This window comes from Mesorhizobium sp. WSM3224, assembly GCF_000427725.1.
GTDB lineage: Bacteria > Pseudomonadota > Alphaproteobacteria > Rhizobiales > Rhizobiaceae > Mesorhizobium.
Genome location: NZ_ATYO01000044.1, coordinates 1 through 22097, shown reverse-complemented (window position 1 = coordinate 22097; position 22097 = coordinate 1). Strand labels below are relative to the sequence as shown.

General features: G+C 60.4%; 23 protein-coding genes and 5 pseudogenes. 12 read left to right on the top strand and 16 right to left on the bottom strand.

Going from position 1 to position 22097, the window contains the following annotated elements:
- On the top strand, positions 1 to 466 hold a 466-nt coding region (locus YU3_RS40000; RefSeq protein ID WP_027170120.1), incomplete at its 5' end, for a Ulp1 family isopeptidase.
- A gap of 170 nt (positions 467 to 636) precedes the next feature.
- Here the strand turns inward: YU3_RS40000 and YU3_RS0132650 are convergent.
- Positions 637 to 942, bottom strand: coding sequence for a hypothetical protein (locus tag YU3_RS0132650; protein WP_027170119.1), 306 nt, complete (start codon positions 940 to 942; stop codon positions 637 to 639).
- Positions 943 to 1198: 256 nt separating this feature from the next.
- Between YU3_RS0132650 and YU3_RS41935 the strand changes: the two genes are divergently transcribed.
- The 3 genes and pseudogenes from YU3_RS41935 to YU3_RS0132635 form a co-directional block, all read left to right on the top strand.
- A complete protein-coding gene (locus YU3_RS41935) occupies positions 1199 to 2062 on the top strand; it encodes a hypothetical protein (RefSeq protein ID WP_027170118.1) in 864 nt (287 codons plus the stop codon).
- Positions 2059 to 2667, top strand: coding sequence for a DedA family protein (locus YU3_RS0132640; protein WP_027170117.1), 609 nt, complete (start codon positions 2059 to 2061; stop codon positions 2665 to 2667). The genes YU3_RS41935 and YU3_RS0132640 overlap by 4 nt, the downstream gene beginning before the upstream one ends.
- Before the next feature lie 687 nt (positions 2668 to 3354).
- Positions 3355 to 3621: pseudogene (locus YU3_RS0132635) on the top strand (formyltransferase family protein); the annotation flags it as partial.
- Between the two features lie 75 nt (positions 3622 to 3696).
- On the opposite strand, the gene YU3_RS0132630 reads toward YU3_RS0132635, so the two are convergent.
- Genes YU3_RS0132630 through YU3_RS41025 form a run of 4 tightly spaced genes read right to left on the bottom strand, consistent with a single transcriptional unit; the run spans position 3697 to position 8468 of the window.
- Complete coding sequence (locus YU3_RS0132630) at positions 3697 to 5643, bottom strand: MacB family efflux pump subunit (RefSeq protein WP_027170115.1); 1947 nt, start codon at positions 5641 to 5643, stop codon at positions 3697 to 3699.
- 1 nt (position 5644) lies between these two features.
- A complete protein-coding gene (locus tag YU3_RS0132625) occupies positions 5645 to 6820 on the bottom strand; it encodes an efflux RND transporter periplasmic adaptor subunit (protein WP_027170114.1) in 1176 nt (391 codons plus the stop codon).
- Complete coding sequence (locus YU3_RS0132620) at positions 6817 to 8235, bottom strand: efflux transporter outer membrane subunit (RefSeq protein WP_280798760.1); 1419 nt, start codon at positions 8233 to 8235, stop codon at positions 6817 to 6819. Before YU3_RS0132620 ends, YU3_RS0132625 begins: the two co-directional genes overlap by 4 nt.
- 47 nt (positions 8236 to 8282) lie before the next feature.
- On the bottom strand, positions 8283 to 8468 hold the full coding sequence (locus YU3_RS41025) for a hypothetical protein (RefSeq protein ID WP_156913679.1): 186 nt from the start codon (positions 8466 to 8468) through the stop codon (positions 8283 to 8285).
- 273 nt (positions 8469 to 8741) lie between these two features.
- Here YU3_RS41025 and YU3_RS42315 point away from each other — a divergent pair.
- The 3 genes and pseudogenes from YU3_RS42315 to YU3_RS38035 all read left to right on the top strand — a co-directional run.
- Positions 8742 to 9112, top strand: a pseudogene (locus YU3_RS42315) (helix-turn-helix domain-containing protein); the annotation flags it as partial.
- Positions 9113 to 9395: 283 nt separating this feature from the next.
- Positions 9396 to 9608: a hypothetical protein gene (locus YU3_RS0132610; protein ID WP_027170111.1), complete on the top strand. Its 213-nt coding sequence runs from the start codon at positions 9396 to 9398 to the stop codon at positions 9606 to 9608.
- A gap of 150 nt (positions 9609 to 9758) precedes the next feature.
- Complete coding sequence (locus tag YU3_RS38035) at positions 9759 to 11138, top strand: alpha-N-arabinofuranosidase (protein WP_280798756.1); 1380 nt, start codon at positions 9759 to 9761, stop codon at positions 11136 to 11138.
- Here the strand turns inward: YU3_RS38035 and YU3_RS0132600 are convergent.
- The 4 genes from YU3_RS0132600 to YU3_RS38030 all read right to left on the bottom strand — a co-directional run bounded on the left by YU3_RS0132600 (position 11127) and on the right by YU3_RS38030 (position 13800).
- Positions 11127 to 11360, bottom strand: coding sequence for a hypothetical protein (locus YU3_RS0132600; RefSeq protein WP_036260093.1), 234 nt, complete (start codon positions 11358 to 11360; stop codon positions 11127 to 11129). The two genes, YU3_RS38035 and YU3_RS0132600, sit on opposite strands and share 12 nt — an antisense overlap.
- Before the next feature lie 2 nt (positions 11361 to 11362).
- A complete protein-coding gene (locus YU3_RS0132595; protein ID WP_027170109.1) occupies positions 11363 to 13039 on the bottom strand; it encodes an IS66 family transposase in 1677 nt (558 codons plus the stop codon).
- Between the two features lie 66 nt (positions 13040 to 13105).
- Positions 13106 to 13453, bottom strand: coding sequence for an IS66 family insertion sequence element accessory protein TnpB (gene tnpB / locus YU3_RS0132590; protein WP_023680870.1), 348 nt, complete (start codon positions 13451 to 13453; stop codon positions 13106 to 13108).
- The gene (locus YU3_RS38030) at positions 13450 to 13800 is read right to left on the bottom strand and encodes a transposase (RefSeq protein ID WP_036260084.1); all 351 of its coding nucleotides are present in this window, start codon (positions 13798 to 13800) and stop codon (positions 13450 to 13452) included. Before YU3_RS38030 ends, tnpB begins: the two co-directional genes overlap by 4 nt.
- 3 nt (positions 13801 to 13803) lie before the next feature.
- On the opposite strand from YU3_RS38030, the gene YU3_RS0132580 reads away from it, so the two are divergent.
- The gene (locus YU3_RS0132580; RefSeq protein ID WP_348631203.1) at positions 13804 to 14118 is read left to right on the top strand and encodes an alpha-L-arabinofuranosidase C-terminal domain-containing protein; all 315 of its coding nucleotides are present in this window, start codon (positions 13804 to 13806) and stop codon (positions 14116 to 14118) included.
- Positions 14119 to 14245: 127 nt separating this feature from the next.
- Here YU3_RS0132580 and YU3_RS38025 read toward each other — a convergent pair whose 3' ends face one another.
- From YU3_RS38025 to YU3_RS39990, 3 genes and pseudogenes are all read right to left on the bottom strand, one after another.
- Complete coding sequence (locus YU3_RS38025; protein WP_051334188.1) at positions 14246 to 14548, bottom strand: DUF2285 domain-containing protein; 303 nt, start codon at positions 14546 to 14548, stop codon at positions 14246 to 14248.
- 757 nt (positions 14549 to 15305) lie between these two features.
- Positions 15306 to 15491 carry a hypothetical protein gene (locus YU3_RS38015; protein WP_036260079.1) on the bottom strand — a complete coding sequence of 62 codons (186 nt, stop codon included), beginning with the start codon at positions 15489 to 15491 and terminating at the stop codon, positions 15306 to 15308.
- A gap of 655 nt (positions 15492 to 16146) precedes the next feature.
- Positions 16147 to 16538: pseudogene (locus tag YU3_RS39990) on the bottom strand (TCP-1/cpn60 chaperonin family protein); the annotation flags it as partial.
- On the opposite strand from YU3_RS39990, the pseudogene YU3_RS0132560 reads away from it, so the two are divergent.
- Positions 16515 to 16832 (top strand): annotated as a pseudogene (locus YU3_RS0132560) (hypothetical protein); the annotation flags it as partial. The pseudogenes YU3_RS39990 and YU3_RS0132560 overlap by 24 nt on opposite strands.
- Before the next feature lie 247 nt (positions 16833 to 17079).
- Here the strand turns inward: YU3_RS0132560 and YU3_RS0132555 are convergent.
- The 3 genes from YU3_RS0132555 to YU3_RS41435 form a co-directional block, all read right to left on the bottom strand.
- A complete protein-coding gene (locus tag YU3_RS0132555) occupies positions 17080 to 17577 on the bottom strand; it encodes an RES family NAD+ phosphorylase (protein ID WP_027170105.1) in 498 nt (165 codons plus the stop codon).
- Between the two features lie 8 nt (positions 17578 to 17585).
- Complete coding sequence (locus tag YU3_RS0132550; RefSeq protein ID WP_027170104.1) at positions 17586 to 17936, bottom strand: MbcA/ParS/Xre antitoxin family protein; 351 nt, start codon at positions 17934 to 17936, stop codon at positions 17586 to 17588.
- A gap of 320 nt (positions 17937 to 18256) precedes the next feature.
- Positions 18257 to 18418: a hypothetical protein gene (locus tag YU3_RS41435; protein ID WP_198021760.1), complete on the bottom strand. Its 162-nt coding sequence runs from the start codon at positions 18416 to 18418 to the stop codon at positions 18257 to 18259.
- 1 nt (position 18419) lies between these two features.
- Here YU3_RS41435 and YU3_RS39985 point away from each other — a divergent pair.
- Together YU3_RS39985 and YU3_RS0132535 are read left to right on the top strand one after the other, a co-directional pair.
- Positions 18420 to 18692: pseudogene (locus YU3_RS39985) on the top strand (ABC transporter permease subunit); the annotation flags it as partial.
- Entirely contained in the window at positions 18689 to 19768 is a 1080-nt protein-coding gene (locus YU3_RS0132535) for an ABC transporter ATP-binding protein (protein ID WP_027170102.1), read from the top strand. The pseudogene YU3_RS39985 and the gene YU3_RS0132535, both read left to right, overlap by 4 nt.
- Before the next feature lie 269 nt (positions 19769 to 20037).
- On the opposite strand, the gene YU3_RS38010 is transcribed toward YU3_RS0132535, so the two are convergent.
- Entirely contained in the window at positions 20038 to 20616 is a 579-nt protein-coding gene (locus YU3_RS38010) for a DUF6101 family protein (RefSeq protein ID WP_245273728.1), read from the bottom strand.
- Between the two features lie 941 nt (positions 20617 to 21557).
- Between YU3_RS38010 and YU3_RS0132515 the strand changes: the two genes are divergently transcribed.
- Positions 21558 to 22097, top strand: a 540-nt coding sequence (locus tag YU3_RS0132515) for an IS256 family transposase (RefSeq protein WP_027170121.1), incomplete at its 3' end; no start/stop codon positions are given.

The window sequence follows — 22097 nt, the reverse complement described above, 5'->3', positions numbered from 1 at the left end:
ACGGCTGGTGGATCCGTCAGTATCCCATCTCCTGCGCCACATGGAGCTGCGAGACGCGCAAGACACATTGCAGTCCATCTATAATCGAAACGACATCCCAGCCGACTTCCTGTTCCTGCCCGTGAACAATGGCACGCCTACTCGCGCCGGCACCCATTGGTCGCTGCTGCTGGTCGATCGCCGCAACCCGGAAAGACCGGTCGCCTATCACTACGATTCCCTCCAGCGGGGGAGATACAACAACGCGCCTGCAACACAGCTGGCACGACGGCTTGGTGCCACCTTGGCGCCGGCCCGCATACCTCGACAGCCGAACGATTACGATTGCGGCGTCTTTGTGGTGGACGGCACGCGGGCGCTGGTTAAACAATTGGTGGATGGGCAGCGCCCGGACCACGAGCCGCTGCACCTCGACGGGCTCATCGCCGATCGGCAGGCGCTGCAAAACCGACTGACGAGGCTTTGATTGGGATTTTCGAAAACGGCACGTTCGGCGAGACCAGTAATTAGTCCAGGTTATGTTGCAGGAGGGTTGGTTTGGGCTTGAACAAAGGGGCACGTTCGGCCCTGCTTGTCGGAACGACGCCCGCACGCAATCGCGAAGCTCACCGTTCAGTTCGGCGGTGCGGACTTGCATCAGCATACGGGCGCCGCGTAGCGACCACGCATTTGTTGCTTCTTGACCATCCGCTTGCCGACAAGCGAATTCACCGCTGACTCAGCGAGCGTGGTTGCGACACGACGGCCGGCCCGATAGCGTTTTCCATAGTTGACGATCGCACCGCTGTTCGAACGGATATAGGTCAGGAGCTGCGAGCCAAGGCTGTGAAGACGCGCGATCGAGAATTCGTCTTCTACCGGCGACTGCTTAAGTCTCGCCAGAAGCCACTCCAGCCCGCGGATCGCCCGATCAACACGCCCGTGCCACAGGCGCCGCTCCACTAGCCGTGAGCTTTCGGGAGGTTGTCCATTCGGGCCCGACCGAGGAGACTGGAGTTACCACGCTTCAGATTCGCCGGAGGGTCCGAAATAGGGGCCGGTGGACGCGCGTGTTTTTCCTGACTGGTCAGCTTCTCGAAAGCTGGTGGCGATAGCTTTCGTTGTCGTCCGAGCTCGCAATCCGTTCACCATTGAGATTTGGATCTGAGCCTGTCTGCGCAGACTTGCGAGCAGCCTATATTTTCGAATGGAGAATGATATGGATGGTTCTCGGTTCAATCCTCGGCAGTTGAACCCGCCAGGCTTCGCGTGGCAGAATACCGGCACCAACGTAGCGCAACAGGCGGACGCCGCGAGTCCGCAAGCGGACTTTGAGCAGCAGTTGAACCAATTGCAGCCTGGTTCGTCTGAGGAGAGCGCTGGACGGCCCCAAAGCACACTGCTCGACGTTTCACGGCCGGTGCCGTCGTTGCCCGATCTGCGTGACGACTTCATCCCTTGCCACCAAACGTCGGAGGCGGCGGCACACGGACCCGGCCCAGGTTCGAATAGCCAACCGGAGTTTGCGGTGAACAAAAAGGTCCGCGCGGGCGCAAAGCGTGGCCGTTCCGAGCCCTTTCCCGAGGACGAGGAACTCGTCTCCACCTTCAAGAACGTGGCCCGCGAAAAGATGCACCAGCGGGCAGTCCAGGAATTGGGAAGCGATCTGCACCATCTTAGCCGCTGGCTGCGCCAGGAAAATCGGAGGCCCATATTCGACCGGTTTAACCACGATTCACCTGGCCATGCTTCTTTTGTCGCTGATGTGCAGGACTATCTGAGGGCTGGTGGCCGCTCTATTATTGTTACGCACCTGAAAAAGGTTGCACCATGGGCCCTCCCGTCGCGAGTGGAACTCACTGGGGAGCTCCCTCCCAGGATTGGGCGCCGTCGTAAGCTGGCTCCTCATCCCGAAGACGCCCCCTTGATCGAGGGCGCGCTCGGCCAAACGCTGAAAGATCTTGGAGCCCTCGACCTGGAGGCGGTCTGCATCGGCGGGACCTTCCGCAACTTCCCGCCGGCGACGGTCCATCGGATCGCCAGGATCAAGAGCCTCAGCACCTATGACTGGCGTTTCTCATGACCGATCTCCTGTCGGCGGTGCTGGGGCTTGGCCTGTTCGGCGCCGCTTGTCTAGCCTTCACCGAAAAGATCCTGCCCGTGCCGCCGTCGCATGTGCTGCTGCTCTTTCTCGGCATGACCAAGGCGTCTGATATTGCCGCACTCGGCGCCCTGTTGGCGGTCACGACACTGGCTTCGACGGTCGGCTGCCTGTTCTGGTTCGCTCTGGGCGGCCGGCTGGGTCCGGTACGCGCCGACGCCCTGGTCGGGCGCTTCGGCCGCTATTTCTTCCTGCGCCATGAGACCTATCTGCGTTTCTCCGGCGCCTATCGCCGCAATCACATCCGGGCCTCGCTGCTGGCGCAGTTCGTGCCGACGGTGCGGAATTATCTGCCGATCGCCGCCGGCGCGCTGCGGCTGCCGGCCTTGCCGTTCGCTTTGACCACCCTGCTTGGCGCGATGCTGTGGAACGCCGGCTTCCTTCTTGCCGGCTATGCGATGCGCGACGGCGTCCATGATCTGCTCACGGTGGCGTTTCGCATCATGGCCATCGTGCTTGCGCTGGAAGTCGCGTTCCTCATCGCATTGCGCTCCCGTTGGCGTCGCGCCAGGCCGGCAGGAAGGTAGACGCTGTCCGCTTTCTTTCCCGCACGCGCCCGTGTCCGGCCATGGCTTTCACCATCCGCCAACTGCAGTTGTTCGTGGCCGTCGCCGACCAGGGCACCGTCTCGGGCGCGCTGACGGCGGTACTGATCCATAAGGTCGGCGCGACATGGCCAAAACCGCACAGTTCAACATTCATGCTGACGCCGGCCGGGCTGCCGCGAAGGCTAGGGCGTGCGCTTCGGTCGCCCCCCGCCCTGTTGGCCGATCGGCTCGCCCCGGCGAACGGTTACGACAGGAAGGGACGAAGACGCGCCAGAACGCGGCCACGCTCAACGTACATGTCTCGGGGGCGCCGATGGACCGGAATTGGAGCAGGCAGGAGCTTGCGGAGCACTGGAGCCTTGGCTTGGATTTGAGGAGCGCGACGCTCGGCTCGACCTGCTCGCCACACCAGGGGCTTGCTTCAATCATTGCCCCGGTCGATCACATAGTGCGACCGCCACTTCAGCGTTCAATTGCCGATCGATGGTCGAAGCGCAACAGTCTCACCGTCGCGCGTGAAAAGGCGTGACGATCCTCGCCGCACCGCAGCAACAGCTATGGGCCGATGTTGCATATTCCATCGAAACATAGAGGACGGCTGACTCCAGGCGCTCAGGGAGGTGTTCGATGAAACGATGTTCAAGTCGCTTCATATCATGCGAGTTCTATGAGCGGGGGGTGAAGCTGATCGGAGCCACGGCGCATTATGTCACCGCCGATCTCGACGAGGGTCCGATCATCGAGCAGGATACCGTCCGCATCACCCATGCGCAGAGCGGCGACGACTATGTCTCGATCGGCCGCGATGTCGAAAGCCAGCTTCTGGCACGCGCTATCCACGCCCATATCCATCACTGCGTTTTCTTGAACGGCAACCGAACGGTCGTCTTTCCGGCGAGCCTAGGCTCCTACGGGTCGGAACGGATGGGCTGAGGGCGCATAAGATCCCTAAACCCTTCCGATCACCCCGTCTCTCGGCTGAGCAGACTCGTGAGAAAGGCGGGCAGTTTAGTCGCGTGCCAGCGCCACGATAGGATCGAGCCTTGATGCATTGCGGGCGGGGATAAAGCCGAAGCCTATGCCAATCAAGCTCGAACACAGCAGCGCCGCGACAATGGAGGCTGGCGAGTAGATCAGCGGAAACGTGGTGCTGAATTGAGCAAACAGGACGCCGAACCCAGCGGCAGTCAATACACCGAGCAAGCCACCGATCAAGCAGACCAGCACAGCTTCAATGAGGAATTGTTGCAGGATGTCGCTCTGCCGTGCGCCGATTGCCATGCGCACGCCGATCTCGTTGATTCTCTCAGAGACGGCCACGAGCATAATATTCATCACTCCAATACCGCCGACGAATAGGGATATACCGGCGATGCAGGCGACGAGCAGGTTAAGGCCTGCCGTGGCCGCCTGGGTCGTTTTCTGCCAGCTGCCCGAATTGAAGATGAGGAAATCAAGCTTGCCGTGACGCTTCGTCAAGAATGCCGTGGCCATCTTCTCCGCTTCGGCTGCGTCCGTTGTTTCGTCGACGCGCACCAAGATGGCTTGCAGCAAACGGGATCCCGTCATCCGCGTTTGCACAGTCGTATATGGCAGGAACACCTGGGGGTCTTGCGCTGCTCCGTCGGGTTGCTGGGCCTTGATGACACCGATGATACGCACAGGCACGTTTATCAGAAGCAGGATCTTGCCGATGAGCGAACCATCTTCACGCGGAAACAGGGCCTTTTTCGCATTCTCGTCAATAACTGCATCCTGCGCGACATCGTCGACGCCCCGCTTATCGAAGAACCGTCCCTCCAGAAGCTTGATGTTGCGCGTGCTAAAGTATTGATGGCCAATGCCGTTCGCTACCACGGTGACTTCCTTGTCGCCCACCTGCACCGCCGTCGAGATCGAACTCCAAGGCGAGGCCGCCACCACATAAGGCAGCTTCGCAAACTCCGTCGAATCGCCTAGCGTAAGTGTGCTGATCTGTGCCGCATAGTCCGGTGTGATGTAGAGCGTATTGGCGCCCAGATCTCTGATCTGATCGAGAATTTGTTTCTGGGAGCCCTGGCCCAGCGCCACCACGCTGACCACCGATGCCGTACCGATGATAATGCCTAACATGGTCAGGAATGTTCGCATGCGATGAGCATTCATGGAACGCAAAGCCATGGTAAAGGCCTCGTTAAAGCGGTCGCTCATCCGATTGAAAAAGGTTAGCTTTTCTAGTCTTCTGTCCAGCACGTCATCATTGCTCGCACGGCCACCGCCGGCACCGTCATTTCGCGTATCAGCAATGATCTCACCGTCCTTCATCTCAATGATACGATGAGCACGCGCCGCAACGTTTCGGTCATGGGTGACGATAATGATCGTGTGACCCTCGCGGTTCAGATCCTGAAGAGTGCTGAGGACGTCTTCACCACTTTGGCTGTCGAGGGCTCCAGTCGGCTCGTCAGCGAGAATGACATCGGCATTATTAATCAGGGCGCGCGCAATTGAAACGCGTTGCTGCTGCCCGCCTGACAGCTGGCTCGGCCGGTGATGCACCCGCCCGCCCATGCCGAGTCGCCGCAAAATGACTTCAGCCTTTTGGCGTCGATCGTCACGGTTCTGCCCAGCGTAAATAGCCGGAAGCTCAACATTGCTGACCGCGTCCAGTTCGTTCAAAAGATGATAACGCTGGAAAATGAAGCCAAAATGCTCACGCCGCAGTTGGGCCAGTTCGTCGGCGTGAAGCTGCGAGGTCGAGCGTCCCGAGATCAGATAGTCCCCCTCGGAGGGGCGGTCGAGACATCCGAGAATATTCATCAAAGTGGATTTGCCCGAGCCGGAGGCGCCCACGATGGCCACCATCTCTGCGCGATGAATTGCGAGATCGACATGATGAAGAGCCGTCGTAAACTCGTCACCCGACCGATACCGCCGGGTCACACCTTTGAGCACGAGCAGAGGGGCTTGGCTCATGTCAAATGTCGGCCGCTGTGGGAGTGGGCGCTTGATTGTCGGTTACAATCTTGTCGCCATCCCTCAAGGTCGAACGGATTTCGATGTTGATCTTGTCGGTAATGCCGGTTTCGACTGTTCTTTCCTCTATCGTGCCACCGACATCAACACGAACGGTCGCCTTGTTGGGCGTATCCGATCGTCGCACTGCAGAGATGGGAGCCAAAAGGACGTTTGTGGCTTTGGCAAGAATCATATGGACTTCGGCCGTCATATAGGTTTTCAAAAATCCGTCAGGATTTGGAACGTTGAATATACCCTTGTAGTAGACGGCAGAGGGGGGCGCCTCGCTGATGCCGTTGCTTGATCTGAAGCTCTTGTCATTGACGATGGAATCCGGCGCGAGTTCAATTCGTTCGAGCGTCGCTGCGTAGGGCATTGAATTCTGGCCCGAAACGGTGAAATAAAGCGGCAGTCCCTCATGGACTTGCGTCATGTCCACCTCTGAAATGTCTACCTCGACAACCATCGTATCCAGCTGGCCCAGAATAGCCACCGTCGGCACGCTTTGCTGCGCGTTGAGGGTCTGGCCTTCCTGGACCAGCGTGATGAGGATCGTCCCATCGATAGGGGCGGTAATGCGCGTATGGGCGAGGTCGCCCTCGGCGATTTGCACCTCGATCGTCGAGACGGCGATGACTGCTTCGCTGATGGCGAGCTGTGCTTGCTTCGACTTCAATGTGGCGAGGGCCTTGTCATATTCAGAACTAGCAATTGCATTTTTGGCCATCATCACCTGGGCGCGGGCAAAGTCCTGTCGTGCCAGTTCCAGCTTCGCGATATTCTCATCGCGGCTGGCCTGATGTTGCACCAAGGTGGCTTGAGCCTTTTTGAGCTGGTTCTGTTGCTTTTCGGAGTCGATGAGCGCCACGAGATCATCCGCCTTGACCTGTTGTCCCGGTTTCACATGGAGAGACAAAATCCGGCCTGTTGCCTGCGCACCGATGGCAATCAGTCTTTTCGGTTTCAGGGTCCCTGTCGCGAGCACTGCGGTTTCTATATCGCCATGCCGGATAATGGTCATGCTCGGAAGCGGTGCGTCTGTCGCCCACTGACGACCAACGAAATAGAGACCAATCGTCGACGCCGCCATAATGGCGAGCCAAAGACGGAAACGACGTCTCGACCTGGCTTTCATGATGGCCTCGTTTGTGTTGCCGGCAAGGCCGGGATAGCTGGCTTTACGAAATGCGGTCCGGTGTAGCCGTCAACGACTTCCGGTTTGCTGGCATTGATGCGACCGGTCCAGCCGCCCCCTAGCGCTTTCTGCAAATCGACATAACTGACGACAACATCCGTTCTGGCTTCTGCAAGGCTCGTCTCCGCGGCCAAGAGGTCTCTTTGTGCAGTCAGCACATCGATGAAACTCTTTGCGCCAGCCCTATATTGTTCGAGCGTCAGTTCGTTGATCTTGCGGCTGTTGCTCACGATCCGCTGTTGAAGCGTAATGCGCAGGCGGTTCTGATTGAGCGATACGCTGGCGTTTTCAACCTCGCTCAGCGCCGTCAAGATGGCCTTGCGGTAGGCGATGAATGATTGATCGCGAGCGGCTCTGGCAGCTTGAACATCGGCATTCAGCCTGCCAGCATTGAAAATTGGCACGCTAAGGCTCGGACCGAAACTCCACCCAATCGTTGACAGCCGGGCCAGATCGCCGAAATTCGCTCCGCCCACATTCATATTGCCACTTAATGAGATACTTGGATAAAGAGCCGCCTGTTTCTGACCAATGCTGGCTGTCGAGGCGGCATATTCACGTTCGGCCGCGCGAACATCCGGCCTGCTCAAGAGCAGATCGGCGGGCAATCCGGCCGCGACATTGCGCGGCACGTGGGGGATGGCGCGAGTTTTGTCGAGCATGGCGGCAAGACATGACGAGGACCGACCCGTCAGAACAGAAAGGTTGTTGAGCTCCATCGAATAGTTGATCCGCAGAACCGGGATCAGAGCTTGCGTGGACGCCGTTTGAGTTTCGGCACTGAGAAGGTCGAGTTGCGATATATGACCGGCCCGAAGCCGGGTGCGCGTCAGCTCGACCGTCTGGCGCTGCGATGCCGCGTTGCGCTGCGCGTTGGCTATACCTGCCTGCACGCCACGCAGCTTCGCGTAGCTGCTTGCGACGTCGCCGATCAGGGTGACGAGCGCTCCGCGAAGGCGTTCACCTGCCGCTTCCGCGGTGTAATAGGCGGCTTCAACGCCTCGGCCTTTGGCGCCGAACAGATCGAGCTCCCATTGGGTGTTGAATCCTAGGCTCGCTTGGGTCGACCCATTCGTCAAACTGCGATCAGAGGCGATGCCATCCAGCGAAGGATACATGGCGCCCCCCGCAGATGCATAGTTGGCCCTTGCTTGTCGGACCTTTGCCTTCGCCGTTGCCACATCGGGATTTGCGGCAATGCCATCTAAGATCAATTGATCGAGGACGGGATCGTTGAGTTCCTTCCACCAGTCGCCAAGCCGAGGGGTTTTGGTACCCGCCTTGCTATTCCATTTGGATTGCGAAAGTACCGCGGGCTTCTGATAATCGGCACCAACGGTCATGCAGGCTGTCATCAAGGGGAGAAAGGCCGTGAGCATTGTCAGGCGGGAAAATAGCCTCGTCAAAACATAGATCCTGAAATATCGATGCAGCCCTCACGCGTACAGGAGATGTCGTCGAACGACGTCAGGATCTTGCCGGTCTCCGGATTGACATGACCAAGTGCCGCAGGCACCTGCCCGTAAGGTTGGGCATAGAGAAGATTTCGGGTCGCGGCATTCGCGCCGCGGACTGGTATAACTAACATCTTTCTCTCCCTAGCCGGATCGGGGCCGGGTTCTCCGGCTTGGCTTGGCTTCTCCCATCGCGGCGCTCCGGGCGAACGCGGCCGCAATCTTTGGTGCAACAGGCGTGCCAATCCGAGAAACCCAGCGATAACGCCATTTTTCTTTGACTTCGGCAGTTTCGCCCAAATTGCTTTGTGCGGATTTCCGCACTTGCAGCTTCACTCCAGTGGGATTTCCGCACAAACTTTCGCCGCTGGATAATTAGAGGACGTCGGCTTGCGTGGCATTGGCGCGAACGCCGGCGCCATAGCGCCAGGACGACGCGGCTGTTTGCGTTCCCCGATGCGGTTGCGGGAGCCGCGGCGCTCGGCCTCAAGGAACACGATGGACTGGCGCTCGCACGGGAACAAATGCTGCGCCGGACCAGGGACAGCCGCGGCAACTCGAAGCTGCCGCGGCTCATCGACTACGTCCTGACCCGGCTGGTGGTCTCGAGCAAAATGACAGAAAAAGAGCTGAGGGTGACGACCAGGGGCGCGCTCAACCTCGTCGGCGAGCTGGGCATGCGCGAATCACGGGGAGAGGACGTTATCGGGGATTGGGCGAGGGAAATGTCGTGGCAGGTTTGGCTCGCATACACTGGCACAGTACAGCAGGAACATGAAAGCACACTGAGCGGGATTGTGCGAAGTTCAACGAAATGTTGGACATCCGACGTAGCGGTTCCGGTGGACCCCGTCGTAATTAAAGGGGTTCTCCTTTGGCACGACTGATGCAGTGTGATCCGCAACCCGTCACCGACAGTGATGTCGCACGAAGAAAGTCGAATGGGCGCACGGACTCTCTCTTAGCGTGATCCACAAGTTTGAATCGATCCTAAGCATCGGACCCAGATCTCGGCACCGTCCAAGGAAACCGACAATGGCTGTGAGCTGCACCGCATTGCCTTGCCGCGGACGGCCACGCTCGAGGCGCATCCCGAGCCGAACCTGCTCGGCGGCCTTGTCACGCTTTCGGCCATCGGCAGCAGGGCAGGGGCTGAAAACTGGGGCAGAGATCTCTACCGCTCCGAACCGCCGGCGACCGAGGAGAAGAAGCTCAAAGCGGTTCCCTATTTTGCCTGGGATAACCGCGATCCGGCGAGATGCTGGTCTGGCTGAGGGAAAGGTGAGAAGCGGCGGGACCGCGTCCGCATCGGGCGCGGTCCGGCGCGCCCGATCTAGTTTAGCGCGCGGCTGTGCAGGCCTATGCTTCCCTTTTATATCGAACAAGATGATTTAAATCATCATTTATACTATACGAGGAAACGCATGAAGACGGCTGTTACGGCGCATCCGCGCTATGTTGTCTCGAAAATAGATCCGAGGCTCTACGGATCCTTCATCGAACACCTGGGGCGGGCGGTCTACACCGGTATCTATGAGCCCGCTCACGCGACAGCGGATGATAACGGCATGCGTCAGGACGTCATCGATCTCGTCAGGGAACTCAATGTTCCGATCGTGCGCTATCCCGGCGGCAATTTCGTGTCCGCTTACAATTGGGAAGACGGCGTCGGCCCCAAGGAAGAGCGCCCGGTGCGCCTTGACCTGGCCTGGCACACGTCGGAGAGCAACGAAGTCGGCCTGCATGAATTTGCCGACTGGTGCGCCTCGGCCAAGACCGAGATGATGCTTGCCGTCAATCTCGGCTCGCGTGGGCTCGACGAAGCCCGCAACCTTCTGGAATACACCAATCATCCCGGCGGCAGCGAGTGGAGCGACAAGCGCATCGCCAACGGTCGCAAGGAGCCTTTTGACGTCAAGCTCTGGTGTCTTGGCAACGAAATGGACGGCCCCTGGCAAATCGGCCACAAAACCGCCGACGAGTATGGCCGCCTGGCCCACGAGACCGCCAAGGCGATGCGCGCCTTCTCCACGTCCCTCGAACTCGTGGTCTGCGGCTCGTCACATGCCAAGATGCCGACCTACCCCGAATGGGAAGCGACCGTTCTCGACCACACCTATAACGAGGTGGATTACATCTCGCTGCACATGTATTTCAACAACGCAGCCAACGACGCGCCGAACTATCTCGCCATGAACGCGAAGCTCGACGATTACATCGTCTCGGTCGCCGGCGTCATCGACTATATCAAGGCCAAGAAGCGTTCCGAGAAGCAGGTCTACATCTCGTTCGACGAATGGAACGTCTGGTACCATTCCACGGAGCAGAACAATAAGATCCTTGGCGGCAATGACGGCTGGCCCTTCGCCCCGCCATTGCTCGAGGACATCTACAATTTCGAGGACGTGCTGCAGGTCGGCCTGATCCTCAACACCTTCATCCGTCGTTCCGACGTGGTCAAGATCGCGTGCCTAGCGCAACTGGTCAATGTCATCGCGCCGATCATGACCGTTCCCAATGGCCCGGCTTGGCGCCAGACGATCTTCTATCCTTATCTCTATGCCTCGACCTATGGCCGCGGCAATGCGCTGGATCTCAAGGTGGACAGCCCGAGTTACAGCTCCACCGTCGCCGGCGAGGTTTCTTATGTCGACGTGGCCGGCGTGCATGACACGCAAACCGGACATGTCACCTTCTTTGCCGTCAATCGTCATCCGAGCGGTACCCATCCGGTGAAGACCGCAGACGTGCGTATCCGCGGCCATGAGCACCTGAACACCGCGGTGCTGAGGTCAAGCTTTTGATGGGGAGACGCGATGACATTCTTCGAGGAGGAGTTCGACCTTCTCGATGCCTTCATCGTTGAAGGCCAAGATCCCGTCGTCATCGTTGGCGCTGTAGACCCAGATGACGCCGTCCTCGGGCTCGAGACCGAGCGTCAGTTCCTGGATGAGTTCTTCGCTGACGCCGAGGTCCCTGGCGACACGGTCAACGGTGTAGACGTGATGCACCTTATTGCGCTGCATGATCAGGCCGCCGCTGGTTGGGTCCGCAGTTTTGCGGATCTCCAATTCCACGGCAGCAAATCATCGATCCGATGGGCCGGATAGGCGGCCAGTCGGGCGAGGACGTCGGCGAGCCACGACTGCGGGTCGATATCGTTCATCTTGGCGCTGACGATCAGGCTGTAGAGAATGGCAGCGCGCTGTCCGCCGCGATCGGAACCGCAGAACAGCCAGGACTTTCTGCCGAGAGCGATGCCGCGCAGGGCTCGCTCGGCTGCATTGTTCGATAGGCAAATCCGCCCATCGTTGAGGAACCGGGTGAAGGATGACCAGCGGCGCAGCATGTAGTTGAAGGCCTTGGTCAGATCGTGTCCGCGCGAGAGCTTGTCGCGCGTCTCGATCATCCAGCGCTTGAGCTCGGTGATCAGTGGCGCGCTCCGCTCCTGGCGCACGGCGTGGCGTTGGCCCGGCGACATGCCGTTGATCGCGCGCTCGATATCGAACAAGGCATCGATGCGCTTCACGGCTTCAACCGCTAGCGGATAGACCAGGTTGGGCTTGTCGCCGCGCGCCTTCTTGCGCGCCGCCGCTTCGATATCGGCCAGCTCGAACACTTTGCGCCGGCTGTGGGCCCAGCAGCTAGCTTCCAGAACAGGCGCCGGCTGACGACCCGACGCATAGAGATCGCCATAACCGCCAAAGGCATCGGCCTGCAGAATGCCGCTCCAGCCGGCGAGATGCGCCGCGGGATGTTCCCCTCGGCGATCGCGGGAATAGTAGAACACTGCCGCCGGCGGATCGGCGCCGCCGAACGGTCGGTCATCGCGCACATAGGTCCATAATCGGCCGGTATCGGTCTTGCCCTTGGCCAGGACTGGCACCGTCGTGTCGTCGCCGTGCAGACGTGAAGCGGCCAGCACATGGGCTTCGAGCCGCTTGAACAGCGGCATCAGCGCCGCGGCGCCGGCGCCGACCTGGTCGGCGAGCGTCGACAGGCTGAGCGGCACGCCTTCGCGGGCATAGCGTTCAGCCTGGCGGTTGAGCGGCTGATGCTGGCCGAACTTCTCGAACAGGATCATCGCCAGTAGGCCGGGACCGGCCCAGCCGCGTGGGGTGGCGTGGAACGGCGCCGGAGCCTGGCTGATCGCCTCGCAGTCGCGGCAGGTGAACTTCTCCCGCACGTGTTGGATCACCTTCCATTGCCGCGGCACCACCTCCAGCGTCTCGGTGATGTCCTCACCCAGCTTGCGCAGCCGGTGACCGCCGCAGCAGTCGCAAGCGGTCGGCGCCGGCTCGACCACGCGCTCGCGTGGCAGATGCTCGGGAAATGGCTGGCGCGCCGGTCGTCTGCGCACGTAAGGCGCCACCTCGGTGGTCCGGGCCGCGGCTTGTTCGGCGGCGATCTCGTCTTCCGTCGCCGTGCTCTCGAGTTCCTCGAAGGTGAGCTCCATCTGGTCGTGCAGGCGGGCGGAACGTTCAGAACTCTGACCATGCAGCGCCCGCTGCAGCTTCCGGATCGTGAGGTCCTGATGTGCGATCAGCGCCGCATCATCCGATGCCCTGGCCCTGGCGACCGCCAGTTCGGCCTCGACCAGCGCAGCGCGCGCGGCCCCGTCTTCGGCTCTGGCCAGCGCCGCGCTCAGCGCTGCTCTCAGCGCGCCGATATCGTCCGGAACAGCATCCTGGGCGGTGGCAACCATGCCCTGGAGTGAATCATAAAACGCGTCCGCTGACTCGCGGAAAATGGCGCAAAATCAAAGAAAAACTCAGCCCGCGCGCTGCGGGCGGAACGTGTGGCGCGGGTTGCGCCAATCGATCCCGTCGAGCATGTAGGCGAGCTGCGCCGGTGATATGGAAACCGTGCCGTCCGCCGGCGACGGCCATAGAAACCGGCCCTTCTCGAGCCGTTTTGCATACAGCGACATGCCGAGCCCATCATGCCAGATAATCTTGATCAGATTGCCGTTGCGGCCGCGGAAGACATATAGATCGCCGGCATGCGGATCCCGGCCCAACGTCTCCTGGACCTGCAGAGCGAGGCCTTGCATCCCACGACGCATATCGGTCCGGCCGACCGCCAACCAGATCCGCACCTGGCTCGGAACCGGGATCATGAAACGCCCAGCGCCTTCACCATCGCCGCCGCCAGGGTCGGCGGCGTGGTCAGCGGAATCCGCAGCCGCACCTTACCGGCGATCTCCAGTTCGATCACGGCTGGTGGCGCCGGCACCGAAGCGGCGGCAGGCTCATCACGAACCACGACAACTTCGGCAAAGCCCGTTTCCCGGGCTCTTAACGTGCGGCGCCACTTATAGATCAGGCTGGTCGCGACATCGTACTGACGCGCCACCGCCGCCACTGTGGCCCCCGGCGCGAATGCTGCGGCCAGTATCCGGCACTGATCCTCTTCACTCCAACGACGACGGCGTTCGGGCCCGGTCAATATCGTCATCTGGCTCATGCTGTGCTGCTAATTACGCTCGTAAGGACGACCTTAAGAGCGCAGCCTCGCTTCCGTGCCATGCTCGCGCAAGGCGGCCTTCGCCGGAGGCGTACTCCGAGCGAGGAAATCGAAACCGTGATCGACATTACGGGCTTCGGCGCGGCTGACATCGTTGATTACCAGGCGATAACGCACGCGGATATGAAAGCCGTCAATTCGGCCGGGAACCCCAACAATGTCAGGCCCAGGAACGGGACCGGCGCCTCGGTGGCGGGCAGCAGGCTGAGCTTGGCGCTTCCACCCTATTCCTACCAGATGATCCGCCTGAAGCTCTGACTTCACGCGCATTGTCGTGCATGCGTAAATGCGCCTTAAAGGCAAAACGGGGCGGGGTGAGGCGTGTCTGCTGTTGCCGTGTGAGGATTTCTCGGCCGGGCTCGCGTAGGGACCAACGTTCTGATTTTCATAGTTCGGCCGCCGCTCGAGGATCAGTGCGGAGCACCACCGCAAGAAGGTAACGATAGCCATTCGTGGTCATCCATCGAGCGCGTGCAAGGTGCGTTTCCCGTGCCCTGAATGCTCGCTCCGGCTCCTTCTCAGGATTGATGTGCAAGACGATCCTGGCCACCTCGCGCCAGTCAGCATCCTCGGCAGCGGCGTCGAGAAGGCGAATATAGGTGAGCAGTCGCTCCTCAGCGTAGCCTGTAAGGACGGAAGAGGTCGGCGCCACGTCGGCGACGTCGGGATCGAGCAATGGCTTCAGCATGGTGATCTCGCACGAACTTACTAGGTAAGTGATGGCTCTGGCAAACAGTACAACTAGCCCTACAGCCAAGACAACCCCAGATTGGCCGTTGGGGACCAGGTACAGGCCGTAATTGATCTTGTCGGCGGCCTCCTCCACGAACTGCGCGGGGCGACCCCGAGCAGCCGGAGAGGGTGGGTGGAGTGGGGCGGCAGGGTTGGCCCAGCCAGCCGGTGCCGTTGCGGGCTGGAAGGTTCCGCAGTGTAGCGGGAGGTGCCAGAGCGGTTCGAATTGCACGCCTCTCCGCCATTGGCAATCCGCAGAGTGCAAGGCCGTCGATGGATGTTGCCGATCCGCCGATCTACGGCACTACACTTTCCACCAAAAGGCCAATGCTATCGCGACGGCGGTTACGACAACCCAGAACAAACACGTCTGGTCTCCGGTCCGGCCAGATTTCCAGCGTTCGAACAGGTCGTAAATTGCCGCTACTCCGGACGAAATCAGGCCGCCCACAATAGCAACGATATCAAGCGACCTGACAGAGACCGAGGCGGATCGGTTAGTCTCCATAATAGAACTCTCGAGAACTACGACTTGCGTCAGTTACTCGTATCCACAGCCTACCAGGTCCTCGATCAAGCTGGAGCGGTCGCGGTATCGCTTTCATGACCGCGTGCACATGGCTTTGTGCCTCGACTGACACGCTACGGACTGCTTTTGGCCCATCCATCTCCTCAACCTTGAAGGTCTCCATAGGTCGGCTTCCTCGCACCTGTTACGCATCAGACTTGCCATTGTCTCGCAAGGCCCAGTTCGCTCTAATTCGATCGCTGGCCTCCAGGTAAGCCATGTCGACCAAATAGGTCAGCAGCCTTTCCCCGTCAGCATGCACCGTCTGACGAATCTCTCTCAACATTGCTTGGACAAACTTCAAATTGTCCAAGTTTTTTGACTGTTTCATGGCCCCCTCCAATCATTCCTGTAACAGAGATACCTAAACGCCGTTTTAAACCGATTCAATAAACGTAAACACCCCGTTTAGCTGGGCGGTACTCGACCCAATAGTCGCTCAGTGAGACCCACGAAGCGATATCCTGCATTACTTACGGCACCCTCAGATGTTTTTTACCGATAATAGAAAGTCCTGAGACCAGTCTCAGTGCCGCACAACTCTCATATGTCGTTGTTGCAAACAAGCTTGACCCCGCAAAATTCGGGTTGCCATGACCAGAGCCGCAAAGAGCGTGCGGGCGCCGTCGGTGTTTGTCGGGTCGGCTCCGGAAGCAGGCCGCTAAGCTATTCGTGAAGGACTGCCGGCCGTGGCAGGGCAGCCGATTGCAGCTGCGGTCATTGCGGCAAAAAAGCAGGAGCCCGTTTTTTCGAGCGGGCTCGCTCCCGCGTGAATCGCTGCGAACAGGAAAGGGCGGCTTCGCTGCCGCCCTTCTCGTAAGATTTGCGAAGTTACGCGTGCTTTATGGACTTCTTAGAAATCCATGCCGCCACTCAAGCCCGCTTGCGGGCTTGAGCAATATTTAGTTGATGAGCGTGCATTATGAGTTTCTCTTTGCGAATGATCTGGTCCGAAAAGTCTGCAATTTTTCGGGATCATTCGTCTCTTAGAACTCCATGCCGCCGCCGCCCATGCCGCCGCCGCCAGCCGAGTCCTTCTTCGGCGCTTCGGCGATCATGGCTTCGGTGGTGACGAGCAGGCCGGCGACCGAGGCCGCGTCCTGGAGGGCCGTGCGCACGACCTTGACCGGATCAACGATACCCATGACGATCATGTCGCCATATTCGCCGGTCTGGGCGTTGTAGCCGAAGGTCGCGCCCTCGTTCTCGATATTGCCGGCAACGATCGAAGCTTCCGCACCGGCGTTGGCCGCGATCTGGCGGCCGGAGCCTGCAGTGCACGACGCACGATGTTGATGCCGGCAACCTGGTCGGCGTTGACGCCGGTGGCGTTGATGCTCAGCGAAGCGCGCAGCAAGAGGGTTATCGCTACACCACCATGTTCCTGCTCACCGGAGCCGATCATGAGATCGAGCTGCCGGTGACGGTGACGCCGCTCGGCGCCGTCGCGAGATTGGAGCATCCGCTGTCCGGTTTCGGGGAGGAGCGGGAACGCTATCGGCGGCGTCTCGCCGACGCCCGGCGGCGGTTCGCCTCCTACCAGGCCCGCGACGGCGGCGAATTCGCCTTTGCCGCCGAACTGGCCGACAAGCGCCACCAACTTGCGGAAGTCGACGATGCCCTGGCATCGGAGGGGCGGAACGACGCAGCATCGGCCGCGCAAGCGGCGTGACAACAAGACCTGCTCATAGCGACCAAACTTTGAATGCAATGCAACACACGCATGGCTGCATTGCACAATAGTCGGTTTGCGGCTGATCAAAACGCAGGCATTCTGCACGCAGCTGATGCACATGGCGGTCTTCTCCTCCCAGTGCCGCCGCACCGGCTGTTCCCCTCTGGAGGCATTTGACCTCCGAGACTTTATGGGCCGGCGTTTGCCGGCCCATTTTTTTTGGCACATCATTAGCCGTGACCCTCTATCGCGACAGGCGGTGCTCGTCGTCGATCAGGACAAGTCGGGCCGGCGGAATGTCGGCCCATCTCCACAGAACGAGGTTCATGTCCTCGGCGGTCGAACCCGCGGCAAAGCTTCGAACGAGCAGGCCGTCATATCCGGTGCCGAGCAGGCGCCGCGCAAAGGCCTGCGTCTTCGCCTCGCCGCTTGCCTTCATCTGATCGCGCCATGCCATGTCTCCAAGCGCCGCGCCATCCATTCCTTCGGCGGCAACCGCTGCCGCGTCTCGGCAATCAAAAACCTTGTCGAGATTAGCGTCGTAGGAGACGAGCGTGGTCGGCTGCAGGTTGCCGACCTGGTTGGCCTCCCGCAGCGCCGTCATGACAGAGAGGGATGTGTAGAGCGCCGGCACGCCCTTGGGATTGAACCGGCCGCCATAGAGCTCCGCGCCACGCCCCGACAGCGGCTCGCGGGCATAAAGGGGGTTCAGGGCCCGATAGAGTTTGCCCTCATACCGCATGCGAGCGGTCAGGCGTGCACGCCGGCATCGACTGCATCGATATAGTCGAGCACGTCGTCGGCCCGGCCGCTGCGCACAAGCTGCATCGCCGTCTGACCGGAAAACCCTGGCAGCGGCTCCGAGCGATACCAGGCATAGGCCATCAGTGCCGAACCGAAGCGCGGCTCGACCTTGTTGATCACCTCGATCATCTCGCGCAGGCGCCGCTGCGTCTTGTCCGACCGGACCCGATCCTTGCGCTGGATCGCGTCCTTGCCCAGTCCGGCCGTGCGAGCAATCTCCTCGCTCGTCGTCCGCAACGCTTCCGCGATCCGGCGCGGCGCGAAAACGCCATTATCCGCATATTGGGTGAGCCCCATGCCGCAGCCATCCTGATCCCGTTGCCATCTGTACTGACGTAGCATAGCGTCAGAATGTGCGGAGTTCAACATGAACCCTGCACCACCAGAATGTCAGCCAGCAGTTGGCATGCCCTGATTGTCATCGGATCGAGATCGAGCATGGCCAAAGCGGGAAGAGACGGGCTCGTCTCCTCTCGCAGGCGCTGAAAAACTAACTCGCTTTTCCGGGACAGGGTCAGGGGAATCTGGATTTTCTTTGCGACACCGGCTCGCTTTTTTTCGAAACCGCGCCCACGGCATACCGGCCTGGGCCATTTCTTTGCTCATCCCTATGAATGCTAACGCTCAGTTTCGGTATCGGTCACGCGCAGGTTCATATCGCTAGGGCTCTTGATCAGCATCACGGCGTTGCTCTTGCTCAGGTCGCGCGGCACCAGGCATGGCGACACGGGAATCGGCCGCTCCAGGGCTTCCACGAGCACTGTCCGCAGATCGATCAACAGCCCGCTTCAGGCCCGGCTGCGGATCACCTTGCCCTCGATCCGGATCGGCATCTTCTCGGCGGCGATCTTTTCCTTCCTCGCCTCATGGGACGAGGTCGTGGTGGCGATTTTCATGGCGAGCCCGACCTTGCAAACCTTGCCGGTGAAGATCTGGGGCAGTTTGCGCGCCGACCTCAGCCCGGTCGTCGCCGCCGCCTCCAGCCTGCTCGTCGGCCTGACCTTGTGCCTGATGATCGTGACCGCACTCCTTCGCAGAAAATTATCGAGATGACCCGGCCATTCCTGTCCATACGCGCGGTGAGGAAGACGTTCGGCGCCTTCGTCGCCGTCCACGATGTCACCATCGATGTGCCCAAGGGCGAATTCCTGACCTTCCTCGGGCCGTCCGGCTCCGGCAAGTCGACGACGCTCTACGCGATCGCCGGTTTCCAGGACCCGAGCTCCGGCGACGTCCTGCTGGAGGACAAGTCGCTGCTTTCTGTGCCGTCGCACAAGCGCAACATCGGCATGGTCTTCCAGCGCTACACGCTTTTTCCGCATCTGAGCGTTGCCGAAAACGTCGCCTTCCCGCTGCGCGTACGCGGCCGCCCCGACGCCGAAGTGAAAAAGAAAATCGCCGACATGCTGGCGCTGGTGCGGCTGGAGAATTTCGCCGGCCGCTATCCCGGCGCGCTGTCGGGCGGCCAGCAGCAGCGCGTGGCGCTTGCCCGCGCGCTCGCCTATGATCCGCCGATCCTCTTGATGGACGAGCCGCTGTCGGCGCTCGACAAGAAACTGCGCCAGGAGATCCAGGCCGAGATCCGCCGCATCCACCGCGAGACCGGCGTCACCATCCTCTATGTCACCCACGACCAGGAAGAGGCGCTCCATCTGTCGGACCGCATCGCCCTGTTCAAGGAAGGGCGCATCGAGCAGATCGGCACCGGCGAGGATCTTTATCTCAGGCCGGCCAGTGAGTTCGTCGCCGGCTTCATCGGCAACTCGAATTTCCTGCCCGCCGAGCATCTGGAAACCGCGAATGGCGCCTCGACCGTGCGCCTGGCCGACGGTTCGGTCGTGAGCGGCGTGAAGACGACGCAGGCCTTCGATCGCGGCCAGAAGGCCCGTCTGATGGTGCGCCCCGAAGCCTTCCGGCTTACGCCCGGGCCGGCATGCGCCGCGCTCGCCGTGGAGATCGTCGACACCGCCTTCTTCGGCGACCGCAAGCGCATCGTGGTGCGCACTGCCGGCGGCGGCGAGATCGATGTCAGGCCAACGTCGGATGCGGCCGAACCAGCTGGCATCGACGCAGCCTCGCGAGGGCAGGTCTTCTTCGATCCCGCCTCTGCTTTCCTGTTTCCCGCCTGAAGGCTCGGACTCGAGATCACGTCTATGCCCCGATGAGACCTGAAGGGCTGCTTCTGAAAATCCGCACCTCGAAGTTGCCGGTCCGGCTTGTGCCCCAGTTCAGACTAAAACTCAGTTTGAAGCCCTATTTGGGTTCGGGACGGTCCGAACTGATGGCTGCGCACCGCGAGCCTGCTTGCATGACTCCGACGCAGTGGGAGGATTGACAACTACCCGTTCCCTGAGCTGGATCGACCCTGCAGACCAAGTGAACACGAGAACGTGTCACGTCACTTCCGATCCACCAATCGACCACTATGCTCTAGTGATGTCAGTTTGTTCATCAGGCCGGCTTTGGAAAGCCTGGGCGCTTGGTCGAGCCGCGGCCCATGTTGCGGTCGCTGGGGTGAGGGCGCGTTGACGTTAGGACCGAGCGTCTCCTCAAGCGTTCGGGCAATGCCGTTGGCGCCAAGCAGAAGCATGGGTAGTCGGTAGGCCTCGGCCCAGGCACGCCAGTCGGCGGCAACAAGTTCGAGGTCGTCGGACACCAGCAGCGGCACCGTCAGCATGGGATCATTGTGCAGAAGCTTGAGCTCCGCTGTGAATCTTCCATCCGGATCCTCCATCGCGCAGGCAGCCACGCCTCGGAAAGTCTTGGCGGGAAGGGCAATGATTGCCGGCACGCTGCTGGAATCCTGCGTGCGGCGGACCACCACCCCACGCTGGTTGAGCGTGAAGGTCACGTCGCCATAGTTGTCGCGCGTGGTATAGCTCACCAGCTCCGGCAGGCGCGATGGATCGAGACGCCTGTTGCGGCCGGTCCAAGAACTCGTCTCCGGTTCACTATGAGTCGGCCCACCATCGGCCATCACTGGCACCTGAAGAAAGAAGGGGCCTGAAGCACAGCACGCAACCAATGCCCCGAGTGAGCTCCAATCCTCTGCGCCGCCGCCGTCTTCGGCTTGCGTCCAGCGACAGCTGCGTGCGTTCGCAATCTGTACCCCCTATTGAGGCCGAACCGGATTTACCGGCTCGAACTCTCCAGCACATGTGCTACTGCCACATAAAATAGGAGTGTATTGTGTATTAGAGATTACTAATTTATGTCAATTTCTTGGTACTTTGGCAAAAATGGCAGTCAGCTGGAGGGCGGAGAAGGATTTCAAGACCGCTTGGATGTCCATGAAGCCCGATGAACAGAAGGCCGTGTTGAAAGACTGCGGCGATACCACGCTTAACAAGTCGCATGCGCAATTCTGCGCAATGGCAAAGAAAATGGGTGGCTGATCGATCCGAGCTAACCGGCGTGATTATGCCATTCACGGCGTACGGAGGCGCCAGGGAGTTATACCCGGTCCCCGGGCCGTCTTGCATTATGGTTGGAGAAGTGCGCCACCGTATTGCGCCCAAAGGTGTTCGCAGTCCCACACCCTCAAGCTTGACGTCCCTGGTTCCCCATATAGGACCATTGCACCGCGAACATCGTATCCAAGCACCGACGCGTTGGCGACGAACTGGATGGCGCGCCCTAAGCTGATAGCGCCGATGGGGGCTTCAGTTTTGCTGGTGAGATCGATCACTCCAAAGATTTCCGCGTCTGCGCCTCTGCCGGCCAAAACAGCCGTCGAAATTGCATCATCCCGGGCAAGAAGCATCGCATGGGTTCCCGTAAGCGGCGCCTGGTAACTTCGATCCGCGACATTGGATTCAGGGGTAGTGTGCTGAGAGTTCTGCAAATTCGCTGAGAGAGGGCGGTCATGGCAGGCTGGTGATGTTCAACGTCACCTGATTCCCGCGAAGGAACGCCACCATGACCAAGACAGAAGGTAAATCCGCCAGCGCTGCCGTCAAAGACATTCTGCTTTCGAACCCGGATGGGCTGCACGAAGTGATCCGTGCGGTGATGCAGGAGGTGCTCGAGGCCGAGATGGACGAGGCGCTGGGTGCTTCGAAGAGCGAGCGCACGCCGGAGCGGCTGGGCTATCGCTCGGGCTATTACGGCCGCACCCTTGTCACGCGGGTCGGCAAGCTTGAGCTGCGTGTTCCGCAAGACCGGGCCGGCCGCTTCTCGACCGAACTGTTCGAACGTTACCAGCGTTCCGAGCGCGCCTTGGTGGCGACGCTTGCGGAGATGTATGTTCAGGGCGTGTCGACTCGCAAGGTGAAGGCGATCACGGAAGAGCTGTGCGGCCATGCCTTCTCGGCCTCGTCGATCTCGGCCATCAACAAGCGGCTCGACGAGAGCCTGAAGGCCTTTGCCGAGCGGCCGCTGCAAGAGCCCTTTGCCTACCTCATCCTCGACGCCCGCTACGAGAAGGTGCGCGAGGCCGGCATCGTGGCGAGCCAGGCG

Bases quoted from the DNA above. Each gene is read 5' to 3' on its own strand.
- YU3_RS0132595 (WP_027170109.1), bottom strand. From the start codon at position 13,039: ATGGTTGCCACCGCCCAGGATGCTGTTCCGGACGATATCGGCGCGCTG.
- YU3_RS38025 (WP_051334188.1), bottom strand. From the start codon at position 14,548: ATGCTGAAGCCATTGCTCGATCCCGACGTCGCCGACGTGGCGCCGACC.
- YU3_RS38010 (WP_245273728.1), bottom strand. From the start codon at position 20,616: ATGGCCGATGGTGGGCCGACTCATAGTGAACCGGAGACGAGTTCTTGG.
- YU3_RS38035 (WP_280798756.1), top strand. From the start codon at position 9,759: ATGAAGACGGCTGTTACGGCGCATCCGCGCTATGTTGTCTCGAAAATA.
- YU3_RS0132550 (WP_027170104.1), bottom strand. From the start codon at position 17,936: ATGGGGCTCACCCAATATGCGGATAATGGCGTTTTCGCGCCGCGCCGG.
- YU3_RS41025 (WP_156913679.1), bottom strand. From the start codon at position 8,468: ATGTTAGTTATACCAGTCCGCGGCGCGAATGCCGCGACCCGAAATCTT.
- YU3_RS38015 (WP_036260079.1), bottom strand. From the start codon at position 15,491: ATGAAACAGTCAAAAAACTTGGACAATTTGAAGTTTGTCCAAGCAATG.
- YU3_RS0132535 (WP_027170102.1), top strand. From the start codon at position 18,689: ATGACCCGGCCATTCCTGTCCATACGCGCGGTGAGGAAGACGTTCGGC.
- YU3_RS41935 (WP_027170118.1), top strand. From the start codon at position 1,199: ATGGATGGTTCTCGGTTCAATCCTCGGCAGTTGAACCCGCCAGGCTTC.
- YU3_RS0132625 (WP_027170114.1), bottom strand. From the start codon at position 6,820: ATGAAAGCCAGGTCGAGACGTCGTTTCCGTCTTTGGCTCGCCATTATG.
- YU3_RS0132630 (WP_027170115.1), bottom strand. From the start codon at position 5,643: ATGAGCCAAGCCCCTCTGCTCGTGCTCAAAGGTGTGACCCGGCGGTAT.
- tnpB (WP_023680870.1), bottom strand. From the start codon at position 13,453: ATGATCCCGGTTCCGAGCCAGGTGCGGATCTGGTTGGCGGTCGGCCGG.
- YU3_RS0132600 (WP_036260093.1), bottom strand. From the start codon at position 11,360: ATGCAGCGCAATAAGGTGCATCACGTCTACACCGTTGACCGTGTCGCC.
- YU3_RS0132555 (WP_027170105.1), bottom strand. From the start codon at position 17,577: ATGCGGTATGAGGGCAAACTCTATCGGGCCCTGAACCCCCTTTATGCC.
- YU3_RS0132620 (WP_280798760.1), bottom strand. From the start codon at position 8,235: ATGACAGCCTGCATGACCGTTGGTGCCGATTATCAGAAGCCCGCGGTA.
- YU3_RS38030 (WP_036260084.1), bottom strand. From the start codon at position 13,800: ATGAGCCAGATGACGATATTGACCGGGCCCGAACGCCGTCGTCGTTGG.
- YU3_RS0132640 (WP_027170117.1), top strand. From the start codon at position 2,059: ATGACCGATCTCCTGTCGGCGGTGCTGGGGCTTGGCCTGTTCGGCGCC.